This is a genomic window from Paenochrobactrum gallinarii, from assembly GCF_014205685.1.
GTDB lineage: Bacteria > Pseudomonadota > Alphaproteobacteria > Rhizobiales > Rhizobiaceae > Paenochrobactrum > Paenochrobactrum gallinarii.
Genome location: NZ_JACIIU010000001.1, coordinates 507,028 through 524,128, shown reverse-complemented (window position 1 = coordinate 524,128; position 17,101 = coordinate 507,028). Strand labels below are relative to the sequence as shown.

General features: G+C 49.3%; 15 protein-coding genes. 9 read left to right on the top strand and 6 right to left on the bottom strand.

Translation table 11 applies throughout. The annotated features are described in order from the left end of the window. Positions 1 to 112 precede the first annotated feature (112 nt). The 6 genes from FHS77_RS02450 (at position 113) to FHS77_RS02425 (ending at position 7,221) form a co-directional block, all read left to right on the top strand. Complete coding sequence (locus tag FHS77_RS02450) at positions 113 to 2,422, top strand: putative bifunctional diguanylate cyclase/phosphodiesterase (RefSeq protein WP_184219442.1); 2,310 nt, start codon at positions 113 to 115, stop codon at positions 2,420 to 2,422. A 148-nt stretch (positions 2,423 to 2,570) separates the two neighbouring features. After that, a complete protein-coding gene (locus tag FHS77_RS02445; protein ID WP_184219440.1) occupies positions 2,571 to 3,311 on the top strand; it encodes an N-acyl amino acid synthase FeeM domain-containing protein in 741 nt (246 codons plus the stop codon). 213 nt (positions 3,312 to 3,524) lie between these two features. Continuing rightward, entirely contained in the window at positions 3,525 to 3,746 is a 222-nt protein-coding gene (locus tag FHS77_RS02440; RefSeq protein ID WP_184219437.1) for an aa3-type cytochrome c oxidase subunit IV, read from the top strand. Positions 3,747 to 4,013: 267 nt separating this feature from the next. Then, the gene (locus tag FHS77_RS02435) at positions 4,014 to 5,390 is read left to right on the top strand and encodes a Re/Si-specific NAD(P)(+) transhydrogenase subunit alpha (RefSeq protein WP_184219434.1); all 1,377 of its coding nucleotides are present in this window, start codon (positions 4,014 to 4,016) and stop codon (positions 5,388 to 5,390) included. Further along, positions 5,390 to 5,809: an NAD(P) transhydrogenase subunit alpha part 2 gene (locus FHS77_RS02430; RefSeq protein ID WP_184219429.1), complete on the top strand. Its 420-nt coding sequence runs from the start codon at positions 5,390 to 5,392 to the stop codon at positions 5,807 to 5,809. The genes FHS77_RS02435 and FHS77_RS02430 overlap by 1 nt, the downstream gene beginning before the upstream one ends. Before the next feature lie 11 nt (positions 5,810 to 5,820). Then, positions 5,821 to 7,221 (top strand): NAD(P)(+) transhydrogenase (Re/Si-specific) subunit beta, encoded by a 1,401-nt coding sequence (locus FHS77_RS02425; protein WP_184219426.1) that lies wholly within the window; start codon positions 5,821 to 5,823, stop codon positions 7,219 to 7,221. A gap of 78 nt (positions 7,222 to 7,299) precedes the next feature. Here FHS77_RS02425 and FHS77_RS02420 read toward each other — a convergent pair whose 3' ends face one another. Continuing rightward, positions 7,300 to 8,616 carry an NAD(P)H-dependent oxidoreductase gene (locus FHS77_RS02420; RefSeq protein WP_184219423.1) on the bottom strand — a complete coding sequence of 439 codons (1,317 nt, stop codon included), beginning with the start codon at positions 8,614 to 8,616 and terminating at the stop codon, positions 7,300 to 7,302. Between the two features lie 114 nt (positions 8,617 to 8,730). On the opposite strand from FHS77_RS02420, the gene FHS77_RS02415 reads away from it, so the two are divergent. Beyond that, positions 8,731 to 9,204 carry a MaoC family dehydratase gene (locus FHS77_RS02415; RefSeq protein WP_184219420.1) on the top strand — a complete coding sequence of 158 codons (474 nt, stop codon included), beginning with the start codon at positions 8,731 to 8,733 and terminating at the stop codon, positions 9,202 to 9,204. A 12-nt stretch (positions 9,205 to 9,216) separates the two neighbouring features. On the opposite strand, the gene FHS77_RS02410 is transcribed toward FHS77_RS02415, so the two are convergent. After that, a complete protein-coding gene (locus FHS77_RS02410) occupies positions 9,217 to 10,395 on the bottom strand; it encodes an alpha/beta hydrolase (RefSeq protein WP_184219417.1) in 1,179 nt (392 codons plus the stop codon). A gap of 459 nt (positions 10,396 to 10,854) precedes the next feature. Here FHS77_RS02410 and rpsU point away from each other — a divergent pair, with 459 nt between their 5' ends. Further along, positions 10,855 to 11,085, top strand: coding sequence for a 30S ribosomal protein S21 (rpsU, locus tag FHS77_RS02405; protein WP_022712514.1), 231 nt, complete (start codon positions 10,855 to 10,857; stop codon positions 11,083 to 11,085). A 410-nt stretch (positions 11,086 to 11,495) separates the two neighbouring features. Continuing rightward, positions 11,496 to 12,359, top strand: a complete 864-nt coding sequence (locus FHS77_RS02400; RefSeq protein WP_374786189.1) for a tetratricopeptide repeat protein — start codon at positions 11,496 to 11,498, stop codon at positions 12,357 to 12,359. An 83-nt stretch (positions 12,360 to 12,442) separates the two neighbouring features. Here the strand turns inward: FHS77_RS02400 and FHS77_RS02395 are convergent, their stop codons facing one another. From FHS77_RS02395 to FHS77_RS02380, 4 genes are all read right to left on the bottom strand, one after another. Continuing rightward, on the bottom strand, positions 12,443 to 13,108 hold the full coding sequence (locus FHS77_RS02395; RefSeq protein ID WP_184219415.1) for a methionine ABC transporter permease: 666 nt from the start codon (positions 13,106 to 13,108) through the stop codon (positions 12,443 to 12,445). Continuing rightward, a complete protein-coding gene (locus FHS77_RS02390; RefSeq protein WP_184219412.1) occupies positions 13,089 to 14,141 on the bottom strand; it encodes an ATP-binding cassette domain-containing protein in 1,053 nt (350 codons plus the stop codon). The genes FHS77_RS02395 and FHS77_RS02390 overlap by 20 nt, the downstream gene beginning before the upstream one ends. A 145-nt stretch (positions 14,142 to 14,286) precedes the next feature. After that, positions 14,287 to 15,105: a MetQ/NlpA family ABC transporter substrate-binding protein gene (locus tag FHS77_RS02385; RefSeq protein ID WP_184219409.1), complete on the bottom strand. Its 819-nt coding sequence runs from the start codon at positions 15,103 to 15,105 to the stop codon at positions 14,287 to 14,289. Positions 15,106 to 15,372: 267 nt separating this feature from the next. Beyond that, a complete protein-coding gene (locus FHS77_RS02380) occupies positions 15,373 to 17,058 on the bottom strand; it encodes a thiamine pyrophosphate-binding protein (RefSeq protein WP_184219407.1) in 1,686 nt (561 codons plus the stop codon). Positions 17,059 to 17,101: the final 43 nt, after the last annotated feature.

Genomic DNA, 17,101 nt, shown 5'->3' with positions numbered 1-17,101 from the left:
CGAAAGTCGGTTGTAAATATTGCTGTAAATACAACTAATTGGTTTGTTATTGGAAATCATTTTTTAATTGATTAACGCTATAAAACACCAATTAAGGAGAATTGGGTAAAAAATGGCAATAGGCCGGCGCACCGACATACCAGAAGATGTTCGGCTATCTTTTATGCGGTCGCTCTACGGGCACCGGACAACCCTTTGGTTCGGCCTGATCGCGCATCTGGTTGGGTGCGGTGTCATTTTCCTTAAAACCCGTGATGTGGCTTATCTTTGGTTTTGTGTTGGTTTTTGCGTTGTCACAAGTGGACGCTTGTTTGACATGTCACGTTTTGACCGCGCCAGAACAGAAGCAATGACCCATGAGCAATTAAACCATTGGGAAGGGCGCTATCTGATTGGCGCCTCTTTTGTGTGCTTACTGCTCGGTCTTGTTTGTTTCTACAGCACTTATGTTGCCCGCGATTCATTTGCCGAACTAACCAGTCTTGCGGTTTTAATGGGGTCTGTTGCCTCAATTGTCGGGCGTAATTATCCTTCTGCCGCGGCAGTGCTATTAATGTCGATCTCGGCAATCGTGCCGGTCCTGCTTGGGTTTTTTCTTGGCGGCACACGCTTTCAGATGGTTGCCGGACTGTTATTGGTTCCATATTTTCTAACCAATATTCAGATGGCTAATGGTTTGCGCCGCTTCTTATTTGAAGCGATTATGGGTAAGCACAGTCTCTCTATAGTCGCTGGCCGTTTTGATGCGGCACTGAATAATATGCCGCAAGGGCTGATTATGTTTGACGGCGATAAGAAAATCTCTGTCATTAATGATCGTGCCATTGAAATGCTGCGCATAGCGGAGGGCACCAGAATACAAGGCCGCTCGATCGAAACGGTTTTGCGCTATTGCAGTTTACAAGGCGTTTTCCCGCATAATGATTTCCGCAATGTCAGCGCGCGGATGGATGAAATCTTAAGCGGCTTGCGCAAACGTGATATTTTTCAGTTTGCCAATAATCGCTATGTGGAATGTATCGGCAACCAGCGTGAAGACGGCGGGCCGGTTCTCATTCTGGATGACGTGACACAGCGTGTTGAAGCGGAAGCGCAAATTCAGCATATGGCACGTTATGACAGCCTGACCGGACTACCGAACCGCAGTTATTTTGATACGATGGTGCGCTCATTGAAAGCGCAAAACCCGAAAGTTCCTTATTCCGGCCTTATCGTTATCGACATTAATCATTTCAAACATGTCAATGATACACTCGGTCATCATGCCGGTGATGAGCTGCTCAGGCTTTTTGCCGTGCGGTTGGGTGAACTGGATTCCAAGTGTTTTGTTGTCTCGCGCTTCGGCGGAGACGAATTTGTTGTTTATGTCGCCAAGCTTGATCATCATGATGATATCGAAGCTATAGTTCTGCATATTCTGGATACGGTTACCGGCATTTATAAGCTGGAAGCAGCGCAAATTCTCGTTCATGTTAATATGGGGGTTGCGATTTGTGAGGCAGGCAAATGCAACGTCAGTGATATGCATATTCGTGCCGATCTGGCATTATATGAAGCTAAGTCCAATGAACATAAAAAATGGGCGATTTTTGAAGAGGCGATGGATGTTAAATATCGTAATCGCCAGCGTTTGAAGGGTGAGCTTCGCAAAGCGATTACGGATTGCGCTTTGACTGTCGTTTATCAGCCGATTGTCAGTGCCCATTCATTACGAGTGGTTGCATGCGAGGCATTGTCACGTTGGGAGCATCCCGAACTTGGCGCTATTTCTCCTGCTGAATATATTCCTCTGGCTGAGGAGATGGGGATTATCTCCGAGATCACCCGTTTTATGTTGCGGCAGGCTTGTTTGGATTGTGCGCAATGGGGCGGTGAAGTGGGTGTTTCAGTCAATCTGTCTGCGATTGATCTGGCCAATACCAATATCACACTGATGATCGCCGATGCTTTGAGCAATGCGAAACTTCCGCCCCATCTTCTTGAAGTTGAAGTAACGGAAAGTGCGATCATCAATGATGGTTATAATACTGCATTGGTGCTGCAATCTTTGAAAAACGAAGGCATCAATATTGCACTGGATGATTTTGGTACCGGCTATTCCAGCTTGAGCTATCTGAACTCGCTACCGCTGACCAAAGTGAAAGTTGATCGTTCTTTTGTGCGCAATATTGTGGAAGATCGCCGCTCGCTGATGTTGTTGCGCGGGGTGACGCATTTGTCCCATGAACTGGGCTTGGGTGTGACTGTTGAAGGTGTTGAAACTGAAGAGCAATTGGCGCTGGTGCGCATTGCTGCGGGAGCTGATCTTATTCAAGGCTACCTGATGGGTAAGCCAATGCCGGTGGCATCTGTGCGTGATTACATCGGGCGACCGATTATCAGTAGCAGTGGTTCTGTGTTACCGCATCATTCATCAACATAAATTCGTGCAAAACACCGAATATTATATTTGTTATTGACAGTTCCGCTGCGATGATTCACTTGAGTTGTAATAAAGTTTGAAAATCGGGGGGCGTGCTTTTCCAAAGCTCCGCGATTGATTCAATGTCTTGGGTGGCGGGGCTCTTTGAATGACGGACACAACGGTGGCACAGCCACCTGTTTCTAATTTTGCCAGACAGCTGTTACAGTTTTTGGATCGGGTCGAATATCGCCGGGTGATCAGTGGTGAAGATCTGGAAGAGATTGGCCGCTTGCGTTATCGTTCTTACATGACGCGCAATGTCATGGATGCCGGTAGTGTGCCTTCCATCATTGATGATATTGATCTTGACAGCCATGCTTATGTCTATGGGGTTTATATTGACGGGCAGCTGGTCAGCACGCTGCGCGTGCATCATATTACACCTGAACATCGCAAAGGCACGAGCTACGCGCTTTTTCCTGATATTCTTGACCCGATGCTGGACAGGGGCGAAAGCTTTGTTGATCCAACACGTTTTGCCGCCGAGCCTTCCGTTTTAAGTGAATATCCGGCTATTCCCTATATGACTTTACGCATTGCCACGATGGCATCGGAGTTTTTTGAAGCCGATCAATGTTTGTCGGCGGTGAAGCCGGAACATATGGCTTTTTATCGCCGGATTTTTAAGTCGGTTATTTTGGCAGAGCCACGTTCGCATCAGGGTTATGGTATTTTGGTAGGCTTGAGCGGTGCGCCGATTAAAGCAATCCGAGACAATGTGATGGAGCGATTTCCGTTTTTTAATTCACAGCCGCATGAGCGGAGGGCAATGTTTGCTGATCCAATGGCTGGGCCTGTGCCACTGACGATTTTGCCAACAGCGAAATATGTTTTTGAAGCGGTGTAATGGAAGCCTGCTTCTATTAAATAAATATAAATTGTCCGCACATGATCAAATTTGCGGCGTGATTTGGCCGCAAACATCATGGTAAAATTGCGGCAGTAAAATATTTTTGCACTTTTTATGATCTGAAAGCTCTAGAATTCTGGTCGGCAGATTGAACTTTTGTAGTATTTTCGATATGAAAATTACCAACGATCAGAATGGGTGAACAAAAAAATGGCAAATACAGCAAATAATACCGCATTGGAACTTGGCGCTTCTATGGATTATCCGGAGCATGAGCAGACCTATAACGGTTTTGTCAGCTTGGTAAAATGGGGCACAATCACTTTGGTTTCTTTGCTGATTGCGATGGCATTCGGCTTTTTTGTCGGCGGTTTCATCTCCGGCGCAGTTGTTTTCTTTTTAGTGATGATTGCTGCCTGGTTTATTCTTTGAATTAATCAGAGTTTAGTTTTTCCACTTGGAAGAGTGGCAAAAATATTTTAAATCAATGATTTAGCGCTCTCTATCAGCGTGAGCGATGTCTTATTGACGAAAAATATGCTGTTACTCCGCTCCAGTTCTGGGCTTCCAATCAGTTGCTTATCATTAAGCAGCTGATCAAGTGATGGCTGGTTTTTTGAATTGGTATTGTTTGTAGAAGATGTGTGAGGTCTGAAGGCTGCTTTGTAGTGTTCAGGCCTTGATAAGAGGGAGATAAGCTTGGCCCAAACACTATTTATAGCCAAAGAATCAGATTCGTCTGAAAGTCGCGTAGCGGCTTCAGCAGAGACGGTGAAAAAATTCGCCGCCCTCGGATTTGATATTATCGTCGAGAAGGGAGCGGGGGAAAAATCCCGCATTACCGATAAAGAATACGAAGGCGCGGGTGCACGTATCGTTTCTGCTGCTGACGCAGCAAAAGCAGATATTATTTTAAAACTGCGTCGTCCTTCTGCGAGCGAGCTAAAAACCTATAAACGCGGTGCCGCGCTTTTTGCCATGCTTGATCCATATGGGGCAGAGGCAGAAGTGGCAGCACTGGCACAGGCCGGTATCTCTGCTTTCACTATGGAATTTATGCCGCGCATTACCCGCGCGCAGGTGATGGACGTTTTGTCCTCACAGGCAAACCTTGCCGGTTATCAGGCAGTGATTGATGCAGCGGCTGAATATGACCGCGCTCTGCCGATGATGATGACAGCTGCCGGTACGGTTCCTGCTGCACGTGTGTTTGTCATGGGGGCCGGCGTTGCAGGCTTGCAGGCTATTGCAACCGCGCGTCGTCTGGGTGCGGTTGTGACTGCAACTGACGTGCGCCCTGCGGCCAAAGAGCAGGTGGCATCTCTTGGTGCCAAGTTTATTGCGGTTGAAGACGAAGAGTTTAAAGCTGCTGAAACAGCTGGTGGTTACGCCAAAGAAATGTCGAAAGACTATCAGGCTAAACAGGCAGCTTTGGTGGCAGATCATATTGCCAAGCAGGACATTGTGATCACGACTGCGCTTATTCCGGGTCGTCCGGCACCAAAGCTGGTTTCAGCACAGATGGTTGCCAGCATGCGTCCGGGTTCGGTTCTGGTGGATCTGGCCGTTGAGCGCGGTGGCAATGTTGAAGGTGCCAAGGCTGGTGAAGTTGTGGAAGCAAACGGTGTTAAAATCGTTGGTCACCACAATGTGGCAGGCCGTATTGCGGCAACAGCTTCGCAGCTTTATGCACGCAACCTTTATGCCTTCCTTGAAACATTGGTGAACAAAGACAGCAAAGCCTTTGCGATTGATCCGGAAGATGAACTGGTCAAGGCAACTTTGTTGACCCATGAAGGCAAGATTGTTCATCCGGCGTTTGAAAATGTTCCGGTTCAGGCGGCAGCAATGGCAGAAAAGCCTGCTGACGCAAAAGCAGCTGTGAAAGCACCAGCAGCAGTTAAAGACACTGCGGCTAAGCCAAAGGCAGCTGCCAAAGTTCAGGCCAAAGTTCAGGCCAAAGCTCCGGCAAAAGCAAAAGCTGCAACGGCAAAAACAACAGAGGCTGTTGTAAAGCCAGCGCCGCAAAAGCGTAAAACTGCGCCTAAAACAACGAAAGGCGGAGGAGAAGCATAATGGAAAATTCTGCACTTGAAAAAGCTCTGAATGGCTTGAGCGATGCGATGGAAGCAGTGCGTCAGGCCGCTGAAGGTACGACCGGTCTGGGCGATGCTGCCGCAGCAGTTGTGCATCAGGCTTCAGGCGGCGTGGTTGATCCGTTCGTCTTCCGCTTAGCGATTTTTGTTCTGTCGATCTTCGTCGGTTATTATGTGGTCTGGTCGGTAACGCCGGCACTTCATACGCCTTTGATGGCGGTTACCAACGCGATTTCTTCTGTTATCGTTGTTGGCGCTTTGCTGGCCGTTGGCCTCTCGTTGAGCGGTTGGGCAACCGGATTTGGCTTTGTTGCCCTTATCCTTGCCAGTGTAAATATTTTTGGCGGCTTTCTGGTCACCCAGCGCATGCTTGCCATGTATAAGAAAAAAGATAAGTGAGAGGCTGAACAATGAGTGTTAATTTAGCGGCCTTTCTATATCTGGTTTCCGGCGTGCTGTTTATTATGGCATTGCGCGGTCTGTCACATCCGACCACCAGCCGTCAGGGCAATATGTATGGTATGGTCGGTATGGCAATTTCCATCCTGACCACTCTGGCGCTGGCACGTCCAAGCGTTAGCGGCCTGATGCTGATTGTTGCCGGTATTGCCATCGGTGGTGGTATTGGTGCGGTCATTGCACGTCGTATCGCCATGACAGCGATGCCACAGCTCGTTGCAGCTTTTCACTCGCTGATCGGTATGGCAGCAGTGCTGGTGGCAGCGGCAGCGGTTTATTCACCACATTCCTTTGGTATTGGTGAGCTGGGTTCTATCCACGGACAGGCACTGGTGGAAATTTCTATCGGTGTTGCCATTGGTGCGATCACCTTCACCGGTTCGGTTATTGCGTTTTTGAAGCTTGACGGACGTATGTCCGGCCAGCCAATCACGCTGCCTGGTCGTCATTTCATCAATGCAGCGCTGGCGATTGCCATTGTTGTGCTGGTGGTGATGCTGGTGATGACTGAAAGCCACACTGTGTTCTGGCTGATTGTTGCGCTTTCACTGCTGTTCGGCGTGCTGATCATTATCCCGATCGGTGGCGCGGACATGCCGGTGGTTGTGTCGATGCTCAACTCCTATTCGGGCTGGGCTGCGGCTGGTATCGGCTTCACATTGGGCAATCTGGCGTTGATTATTACCGGTGCTTTAGTGGGCTCGTCGGGTGCGATCCTCAGCTATATCATGTGTAAAGGTATGAACCGTTCGTTCATTTCCGTAATCCTTGGTGGCTTTGGTGCTGATACATCTGCGGCTGTCGGTGGTGCGGTTGAGCAGCGTCCGGTCAAGCAGGGCTCGGCAGATGATGCGGCTTTCATCATGAAAAATGCAGCCAAGGTTATCATCGTACCAGGTTATGGTATGGCGGTTGCACAGGCACAGCATGCGCTGCGTGAAATGGCAGATAAGCTCAAGGCTGAAGGCGTTGAAGTTAAATATGCAATTCATCCGGTTGCGGGTCGTATGCCTGGTCACATGAACGTGCTTCTGGCGGAGGCCAATGTGCCTTATGATGAAGTGTTTGAGCTGGAAGACATCAATTCTGAGTTCGCCACTGCTGATGTTGCCTTCGTTATTGGTGCGAATGACGTGACCAACCCTTCGGCGAAAACAGACCCTAAATCCCCGATCTTCGGCATGCCTATTCTGGATGTTGATAAGGCCGGTACGGTTCTGTTCATCAAGCGCGGCATGGGTTCCGGTTATGCCGGCGTGGAAAACGAATTGTTCTTCCGCGACAATACCATGATGCTTTTTGCTGATGCGAAGAAGATGGTTGAAAACATCGTCAAGGCGCTCGATCATTAAGCTTTGATATTGATTAAATAAAATAAGGGGCGGTTTCATCAGAAACCGCCCCTTATTTATATCCTATTGATGGCAGGCTTAGCCGTAAATCATTTTGTCCTGAAGCGCGCGCAATTCTGCCAGTTTTGAACCAGCCGGAATTTCCACATTGTCATAGGTGATCAGCTCACCCTTTTTAATCGGCTTGATAACCTTGGCGCCGGTCAGCATGCCGCACGGGATAGCTTTGACGGAGCGGGCTTCTTGCGCCGTCATAATCCATGAACGGTAGCAATATTCGCCGATTGCATCGAGTTTTTCGCCAGCCTGCATATCTTTTTTAGCCAAAGCACAGACTTCTGCGACTGGTTTGGAAAGCGGCACCATATCTGCTTTGCCATAAAGCGCGACACGGGCACAGGTAAGCGGCACTTCCAGCGAGGTGAGGTGGTAAGGGCGATGGAAGGTAAAGTAAGGGCCTTTGCCAAGCTTCAGGTCTTCCATGCGTTCGATGATGCGCGGATGCGACATCTCGGCCACAACAAACACGCCCGGAGCAACACCTTTGCCGATGCTGAAATCCACCACGCCTTTGCGTGAAAGAACGCCGCCGTCTTTTTCTGGAATGAGCACGCTTGCCAGCTCGTCAACGGATGCGGCAGGGCCGTGCATACCGGCTTTATCCGGCACAAGGCCGGTGGCATTGGCAATGGCTGCCATTTCCACCATGGTTTTGGAGCCGTCGACAAACTCCACCAGCAAGCGCACATTCATGTTACGACGTGTAGCTTCTTCCATGTAATCATCAGGTATGGCATCAATATTGAGCGGATTATTTTTGCCTTTACCGGCTGAAACAATCGGATAACCCATAGCGGATACAAACTCGATCAGCTCCATGCAGGAAGATGGTTCGTCGCCTGCGCCAAGCGAATAAGTAACACCGAGGCGCTCGGCTTGCGTTTTCAGATACGCGCCGATGGTAACATCTGCTTCAACATTCATCATCACCAGATGCTTGCCGTGCTCCATCGCGCGCAGGCCGATTTCCGCCCCCACTGCCGGAATGCCGGTTGCATCGACAATCACATCAATCAGACCGCTATTAAGAATATGATCGACATTACCGGTAACAGCAATTTTACCTGCTTCCATTGTCGCATTAAGATCATCAAGTGTGGTGACCTCGCGGGCATGGCCGGGTTCCTGATAGGCGATGTCAACAGCGCGCAAGGCGTTGGAGAGTGTCAGAGTGGAAATTGCACCCACTTTCAGGCCGGGCATACGGGCAACAGCAGTGACAATGTCGGTGCCCATTTCGCCGCAGCCGATCAGGCCGATGCGAACAGGTCTACCGGTGTCGGCGCGTGCCTGCATATCGCGTGCAAGGCCGATCAGTTCCACATTGGTTGCCATTTATATCCTCCACATGGATTGATTGTGGTTGTCTTGCTGATTAAGTCTAGTGTTCAATAATCGGCAAATGATTAAAAGTCGATTCATCATCAGTTAAGTTGGATAGATAGTTCTATGAAAGACGCAATTACGCTGGATCAGGTACGTGAGGCTATCGGTACTGAAATTGGTTGTTCCGAATGGCGCGTCGTGACGCAGGAAATGATCAACCAGTTTGCCGATGCAACTGATGATCACCAGTTTATCCATGTCGATCCGGTTAAGGCAGCAGAAACCCCGTTTGGCGGTACAATTGCCCATGGCTTTTTGACCTTGTCGCTTCTTTCGACCCTCGCTTATGAAGCGCTGCCGATGATCGAAGGCGCTACCATGGGTATCAATTACGGTTTTGATAAAGTGCGCTTCATGACACCGGTTAAATCCGGCGCGCGGGTGCGTGCTCGTTTCAAACTGGCTGATGCTGATATTCGCCCGTCCGGTCGCGTGGTTAATCACTATGAAGTGACTTTGGAAGTGGAAGGCTCGATTAAACCGGCGCTCACCGCCACATGGCTGACCATTGCGGTTGTCACACCTCCTGAGGATTGATGAGGCTGAGGATTAAGCCTCACTTGCTGCAATAAGTTCGATGGGGGCAGGTTGCCCCCACTGTTCTGAGACCAGATATTGCAATGAGAATGGCCCGTGCAGCATCATGCCCGGATCATAGAAGTTTTTGATCTGCGCGCCTTTTAAGTAGAGCAGGTGCATGCGAAAGAAATTACCCTTCGCGCGCTGATAGCGTTTTTCGCTATGCATATGTTTAAACCGCATCTTGTGAATAAGCGTTTTTTGGCGCGGATTGATTTTAAGTGCTTTCGCCGGATTTGATCCGTAAAAATGAATAATATCGGTCAGTACCTGAATTTCAGTCCATATAACCGGACTTTCTTCCATGATGAGGCGAACATCTTCGCGCAATTTTTTTGCACGCGGATGAAGAGCGATCATTAGCAGGCAGGAGCCGGTTATCAGCAGCGATACGGGTGTTTTACGTAATAAGTCAGGGCGCTCACGCCAAACATCTGCCAGTGCTTCTATGGCTTGCACAGAGCCAAGGCTGTGCGCAAAGATAATCACTTCCTGCGCGTCAGTTTGATCAAGCTTGCTGGTCAGTGTATCAGCAAAATCTTTGCGCTGCGCTTGCATTAGCGGGCTCTTGGATTTGATGCGGTCATAGGCAGCAGCCCAATCATCCAGCAAATAAGAAAAGAAAACCTTTTCGCCAGGGTGGCGAATGAGAACGCTTGCGATTATCAGGCTCAGCGGCACCGACCATAAAAGATGTAAACTTGAAAATCCGGTAATCAATGGTGCGGCAGCAATCAGGCCGGTGATGGCAATGAGAGCAGCAGAGAGTAAAAACGGCCACAGGAAAAACAGCACAAAGCGCCAGCTATTACAGGCATAGCGATAGAGTGTGCCGGTCAGCACAATATTGGCAAAAGCACGAAAGCCGGTGACAATGCGGGTGAGGGTATTGCGCTCTGCATAATGATCGTAAATTTCGGCTGAACTGAATTGGCAAAATTCAGTTTCCGTCTGCCAGTTCTTCGCCTTGCAAGTCACATGCATGGCAGAGGTAAAATCACTTGCACGACTAATCGGGCCAATGGTTGATTTGACTTGCCAAAGTTTATCGAAGTCATTCACAGCCTGAATATGGCGCCCGCGAATGGCTTTTGCATGGAGGCCTTCATAGCCTGTGAACTGGACGACCAAACGTTTTTGAATGTTCATGGTGAGGTGAATTGAACCTAGAGGCCAAGAGATAAGGATGAAACAGCAGTTGAAGCACTGCCGGATAAAGTGTGATTGTGAAGAAACTGTGCCGACCCGATCATGATAAACGAGTGTTTTTAAGAATCGCCGCGCTTTTTAGGATGATTCTTGAAACTGATATGACAGTGGCTTATCGTAGATTTCGGTGAACAATACGCTAATGACAGGCTGAATCTGTTTGTTAAAAATGGGTTTAATCGCTGATTTTTGAAGAAAATACGCCCAAATGCAGGAAATCTCTTGTGGGATGTGGACAGGGCTGCGCCATTCTGTTATTAGCCAACACCAATTTGCAGCGGTAGACCGTTGCGAAGCTTGGGTGCCTTTGGGCGTTTTGATAATTTCATTATCAGTGAATGTTTTAAAGACCCCTGAGGCTCAGGCTATAACGAAATTCTAACCGAAACGGGATTACACGTGCAGGTACTCGTCCGCGATAACAATGTTGATCAGGCTCTCCGCGCTCTCAAGAAAAAGATGCAGCGCGAAGGTATTTTCCGCGAAATGAAAATGCGCGGTCATTATGAAAAACCTTCAGAAAAGCGTGCTCGCGAAAAGGCAGAAGCCGTTCGCCGCGCTCGTAAGCTGGCTCGTAAGCGCGCACAGCGTGAAGGTCTTGTAGGCGGCGGCCGCGTAGCTGCCCGCTAATATCTTTATAATTCATATGCCTCGTTAGCATGTGGTTTGGCAGATTTGTTTAAATTTGCCGCTTTAAAGATAAACATGAACCGACTTTAATGATGGTTGATGTGAAAAGCTTAAAGACTTTGTAAAAGGTGGAGTGATGTTAATCGCTGCCACCTTTTTGCATGTCTGCTGTTTATTTGCTCAGCTTTTATAGTTGCATATAAGCCAGCATCAGATGTCCTGACATGCTTTCTTGTCGCTTCTGCATTGTCAGAGCGCTCAAGTTAAACTAACCTAAGCTTAGTAAAAATCACGGGCAATATAGCGGGAGCATATTGGCGGTGATTGACCGGATTTTAATGGCCGTGTGGTGGTGGTTTTGTTTAAAACACGACCGCTTTATACGTCTTGAATTGAAAGGACATGCCGAATTGGGACAGCGATCTGAAGCACCTTATCAGGCTGGCTTGCGCCATGCTGTCCGTTCATATTCGTTTCAAACTCTGACGGCACTCGGGCTCATGTCGATGCTGTTGGCTGGTTGTCAGGGCACTGGCAATAGTGGTTTGACCACTGTGGATCTGGCACAGGCTTCATCGCAGAATATCGGCTCGCTGACGGCTGTTATTCAGGCCAATCCGCGTGATCCGCAAGGCTATAATGTGCGTGGTTCTGCCTATGGTAAGGCAGGGCGATACAAGGATGCTTTGAAGGATTTTGACACGGCTTTGCAGCTTAATCCGAATTTTTATCAGGCCTATTCCAATCGCGCGCTGATCTATCGCTATATGGGCGATAATGCCAAGGCGATTGCGGATTATAGCCGTGCCTTGCAGATTAATCCGCAATATGACGCAGCCTATATCGGGCGCGGTAATGTTTATCGCTTGGCAGGTCGTCTGGATCAGGCGATGGCGGATTTCAACCGTGCGATTGAACAAGACACCACCAATGGCCGTGCCTATCACAATCGCGGTTTGATTTATCAGGCGCGTGGTCAGCATAAGCAGGCAATTGAAGATTTCTCAACCGCGTTGTCACTGCAATCAACCGCGCCTGAACCTTATAATGGCCGTGGCATTTCTTATGTCGCCCTTGGCGATTATGACAATGCATTTGATGATTTTAACGCAGCCATTAATCTTGATAATCGACTGGCGGAAAGCTGGGCTAATCAGGCGCTGGTTTATGAGCAGCGTGGTGAGCGCGATAAGGCGTCGAAGTCCTATATGCGTGCCGTACAGCTTGATCCGAATTATAAGCCTGCCAAAGATGGTCTGGCGCGCACCCGTTAACGGGCTGGTTAAAATAATTGAATATAAAAAAGCCGCGGAAACTATTTTCCGCGGCTTTTTTATTGTCTTGAATTTTAAGCCGGTCAGGCTTTCATATTGCGTTTGTCCACATGGGCAGTGATGCGGTCGCCAATCCATTGAATGCCGCAGACAAGCACGATGAGAATAGCCACAACGGCAATCATGACAGTGGTTTCAAAGCGTTGATAACCATAGCGGATGGCAAGATCACCCAAGCCACCGGCTCCAATCGCACCCGCCATTGCGGAAGCGCCGATCAGCGTGATGATGGTAACGGTAAAGCCGGAGACAATACTTGGCAGGGCTTCCGGCACCAGCACATCGCGGATAATCGTCCAGCGATTGGCACCCATTGAGCGGGCAGCTTCAATCAGGCCGTTATCTACCTCACGCAAAGATACTTCTGCAATACGTGCATAATAAGGAATGGCGGCGATAGAAAGCGGCACAATAGATGCCCATGTGCCGATAGCGGTGCCGACGATCATGCGGGTGAGCGGAATGAGCGCTACCAGCAAAATGATGAAAGGCACAGAGCGGAAGCCGTTGATGAAGGCACCGAGTATCATATTAATGGTGCGGTTGGGTGCCAGTCCGCCGCGCTCGGTCATCACCATGATGATGGCAAGCGGCAGGCCGATGACCAGTGATATCAGGCTTGACATGCCGGTCATCAGGATGGTTTCCCAGAAGGAGCGCCAGAGAAGATTAAGCATCGCCTGAGACATAACCAAGCACCTCCGTTGCGTCTGAATTTTGGGTCAGATAATCAATTGCAGCTTTCAGGCGGCTTTGGTCTTTGGCTGAAATTTGTAAGAATAATGTGCCGATTGGCTGGTTTTGGATCGTATCCATGCTGCCATGCAGCAAATGCGCGGTCACACCGGTGGCATAGGTCAGATCATTGAAAAGCGGCCGCTTAGCAGCTTCACCGGAAATTTTCACCCGAACCACGGCATCATCTTGCACATGGGAAGACAGGCGGTTGGCGATTGCTTCCGGCAATTGCGGTGTCAGCACTTGCAACAGGCTTTGTGTGGTTGGCGCGGAAGGACGGGCAAAAACCTGCCAAACCGACCCTTGCTCGGCGATTTCGCCTTTATCAAGCACAATAACGCGGTCAGCAATGCGGCGGATGACATCCATCTCGTGGGTAATCAGTAAAATGGTCAGGCCAAGCTGTTTGTTGATATTCTTCAACAATTCCAGAATGGACTGAGTGGTTTCCGGATCAAGCGCGGATGTGGCCTCATCGGAGAGAAGCAGGGCAGGCTCTGCGGCCAGCGCGCGGGCAATGCCGATGCGCTGCTTTTGGCCACCGGATAATTGCGAAGGATAATGTTTTGCTTTGTCAGCTAAATCGACAAGATCAAGCAATTCCGCCACGCGCTTTTTGCGCTGCTCCGGCTTTTGACCGGCAATTTTGAGCGGTAAGGCAATATTGTCTTCAATGGTTTTTGCCGAAAGCAGATTGAAATGCTGAAACACCATGCCGACACGGCGGCGCACCGGCTGCAACTGGCTCTCGGTTAAATTGGAAATCTCGCGGCCTTCAATGCGGATGGAGCCGCTATTGGGCTTTTCCAAGCCGTTGATGCAGCGGATAAGCGTTGATTTACCGGCGCCACTGCGGCCGATAATGCCTAAAATTTCACCCCGCTTAACATTTAACGATATGCCGTTAATTGCAGGTGTCGTGCCAAAAAACCGTGATACGTTTTCTAATTCGACAATATTAGCAGCGTCTGGCTCAGTGGGCACGGTCTGATGTCTCTCTTAATAATGGCATCTTTAGCAGATGTCTGGGCGGTATCAGATAGTTTGCAATCTTTTCTGATTATAGAAATATGCTCAAAAAGCAACCGCGCCAAAAGGATGGCGCGGTCTGTTTACGGCTTTAAAAGGCTTATTCCCAGGCAGGAATACCGGTGCCTTTATAGGCGCGGTCAAGCTCGGCCTTTACAGCGTCATTCTGGAACGAGCTGACAAGTGTCTTCACCCAATCTTTTTCCAGATCATCGGTGCGCACAGCGATGAAGTTATTGTAAGGGTTGTTCTCGCGGCTTTCCCAGCCAATCGCATCTTTTGGCTCAAGACCGGCTTTAGCGGCCCAGTCATTGTTAACGATGGCGATATCAAGATCATCAATAGCGCGGCCGACAACACCGGCATCAAGCTCTTTGATGTCGACATTTTTAGGATTTTCAATGATGTCGATCGGGGTGGCAAGCACGCCTGCATCCGGCTTCAGCTTGATGATACCGTGTGCTTCAAGAACGCGCAGCGCACGGCCTTCATTGGACGGGTCATTCGGCACGCCGATAACTGCGCCTTCTTTAACTTCATCAAGCGATTTCAGCTTGTGAGAATAAATACCTATCGGCCAAACGGCGGTGTAGCCAGCAACGCTGATTTTATAGCCGTGCTGCTGGATTTGTGCATCCAGAAACGGGGTGTGCTGGAAGGAGTTCGCGTCGATTTCTTTCCGATCCAGCGCTTCGTTTGGCTGGTTGTAATCGTTGAAAATAACGGTCTCAACTTTGAGGCCTTTTTTCGCAGCTTCTTCGACAACAACTTTCCAGACGGATTCATCTTCACCGCCCATGATGCCGACTTTTACGGCATCTTGTGCCTGCACTGCGAGGGGAGCAAGACCAATGCTGAATGCGGTGGCTGCAAACAAAATTGCTTTGAGGCTGTTTCTGCGCGAGATGTTTTGTGTCATTTTTTGCCCTTTGACGAGTATTAATTTCTAACGATCTCTGCAAAGGGTTTAAACTTCCCCTCACTTTGAATTATATTTGATAATTCACTGTAATTTGTCGTTAAACAAGGAAAAATATTCTACTAAGACTAAGGGCGCAGTGATTGTTTCACCGGAAAATCGGGATTTCAGGATTAGTTTGTCATTTATTGTGTGATGCATTTTTTAAGCAGTGAATCAGACAAAAAAGCCCTGATGTTGATCAGGGCTTTGAGCGGTCATTTGCCGTTATTTTTGTTTGGCAAAACCCTGTTCCCGCATCTGGCTTAAAGTCATTTTAGGGGAGAGGGCTTCGGGATCAATACGGATTTCAATCAGCGATGGTTTGCCTGCTTTTTCGCAACGCTCGAAAGCAGGTGCGAAATCTTCAGTGTGCTCAACCAGCTCTGCATGGCAGTGATAAGCGCGGGCAAGAGCGGCAAAATCCGGATTTTGCAAGCCAGTGCCCGAAATTCGTGCGGGATAGGTGCGCTCCTGATGCATGCGGATGGTGCCATACATGCCATTATTGATGACGATGAAAATAACATTGGCACCATATTGTGCAGCCGTTGCCAGTTCCTGACCATTCATCAGAAAACAGCCGTCACCGGCAAAACCTAAAACCATGCGTTCAGGATATTGTAACTTGGCAGCTATTGCCGCCGGAACGCCATAGCCCATTGAGCCGTTGGTGGGGGCAAGCTGGGTGCGGAACTGGCTATATTGATAAAAACGATGCACCCATGAGGAATAATTTCCCGCACCATTGGTGATGATCGTATCGGCTTTCACATGGGTTTTCAGCCAGTCCATAATTTCGCCCATCTGCACACCACCGGGAATGGTGGGTGTCTGGATGTGACTGAGGAAATCCTGACGCAGTTTTTGTGTCCAGTCCTGCCATGGCGGATTGTGAACGGGGCCAAGTTTTGCTGCTTCGCGACAAAAGGCCGGCATGCTGGCATTGATGCCTAGTGTCGGATAATAAACGCGGCCAAGCTCTTCGGCACCGGCATGGATATGGATCAGTTTTTGATTTGGCACTGGGGCTTCCACCAAAGCATAGCCTTGGGTGGTCATTTCACCAAGCCGCGCACCAACCACCAGCAAAAGATCGGCTTGCCGGATGCTTTCCGCCAGTTGGGGGGCGACAGCCGTGCCAAGATCACCGGCATAAAGCGGATGCAAATTATTGAATAAATCCTGACAGCGGAAAGAGGCTGCCACGGGTATATGCATATGTTCGGTAAATTGCTGCAAATGGGCGACAGCTTCTGCATTCCAACCACCACCGCCGGCAATCAGCATTGGCCGCTTGGCTTGGTTTAAATGGTCAAGCATTTCCTGCAATTGCGAGGGGGCTGCATGAATTTCCACTTGTCGCGCGGCTGGCACATCTTGAGCTACAGCAAGTGAGGTCAGCATATCTTCCGGCAATGCAACGACGACAGGGCCCGGACGACCATTGAGTGCGCGATGAAAGGCTTGGCTTACAAGTTCAGGAATGCGTGCCGGATCATCAATTTGCACCACCCATTTGGCCATTTGACCGAACATGCGGCGATAATCAATTTCCTGAAAGGCTTCGCGCTCGACCTGATCGCTGGCAACCTGCCCGATAAAGAGAATCATCGGGGTGGAATCTTGAAAGGCCGTATGCACGCCGATGGAAGCATTGGTGGCACCGGGGCCACGGGTGACAAAGCAGATGCCCGGTTTTCCGGTCATTTTGCCATAGGCTTCCGCCATATAGGCAGCGCCTCCTTCCTGACGGCAGACAATGAGGTCTATTTCGTCTTGTTTATCATGCAGCGCATCTAAAACAGCCAGATAACTTTCACCCGGAACGCAGAAAATGCGCTCCACACCCTGATGGGTGAGGGCGTCCACCAGCAATTGCCCACCGGTGCGTTGATGTGCCTGATCTGTCATGATGTTTGTTCCCGTTTTTAACTCGTAACTGCTTTGGATTTAG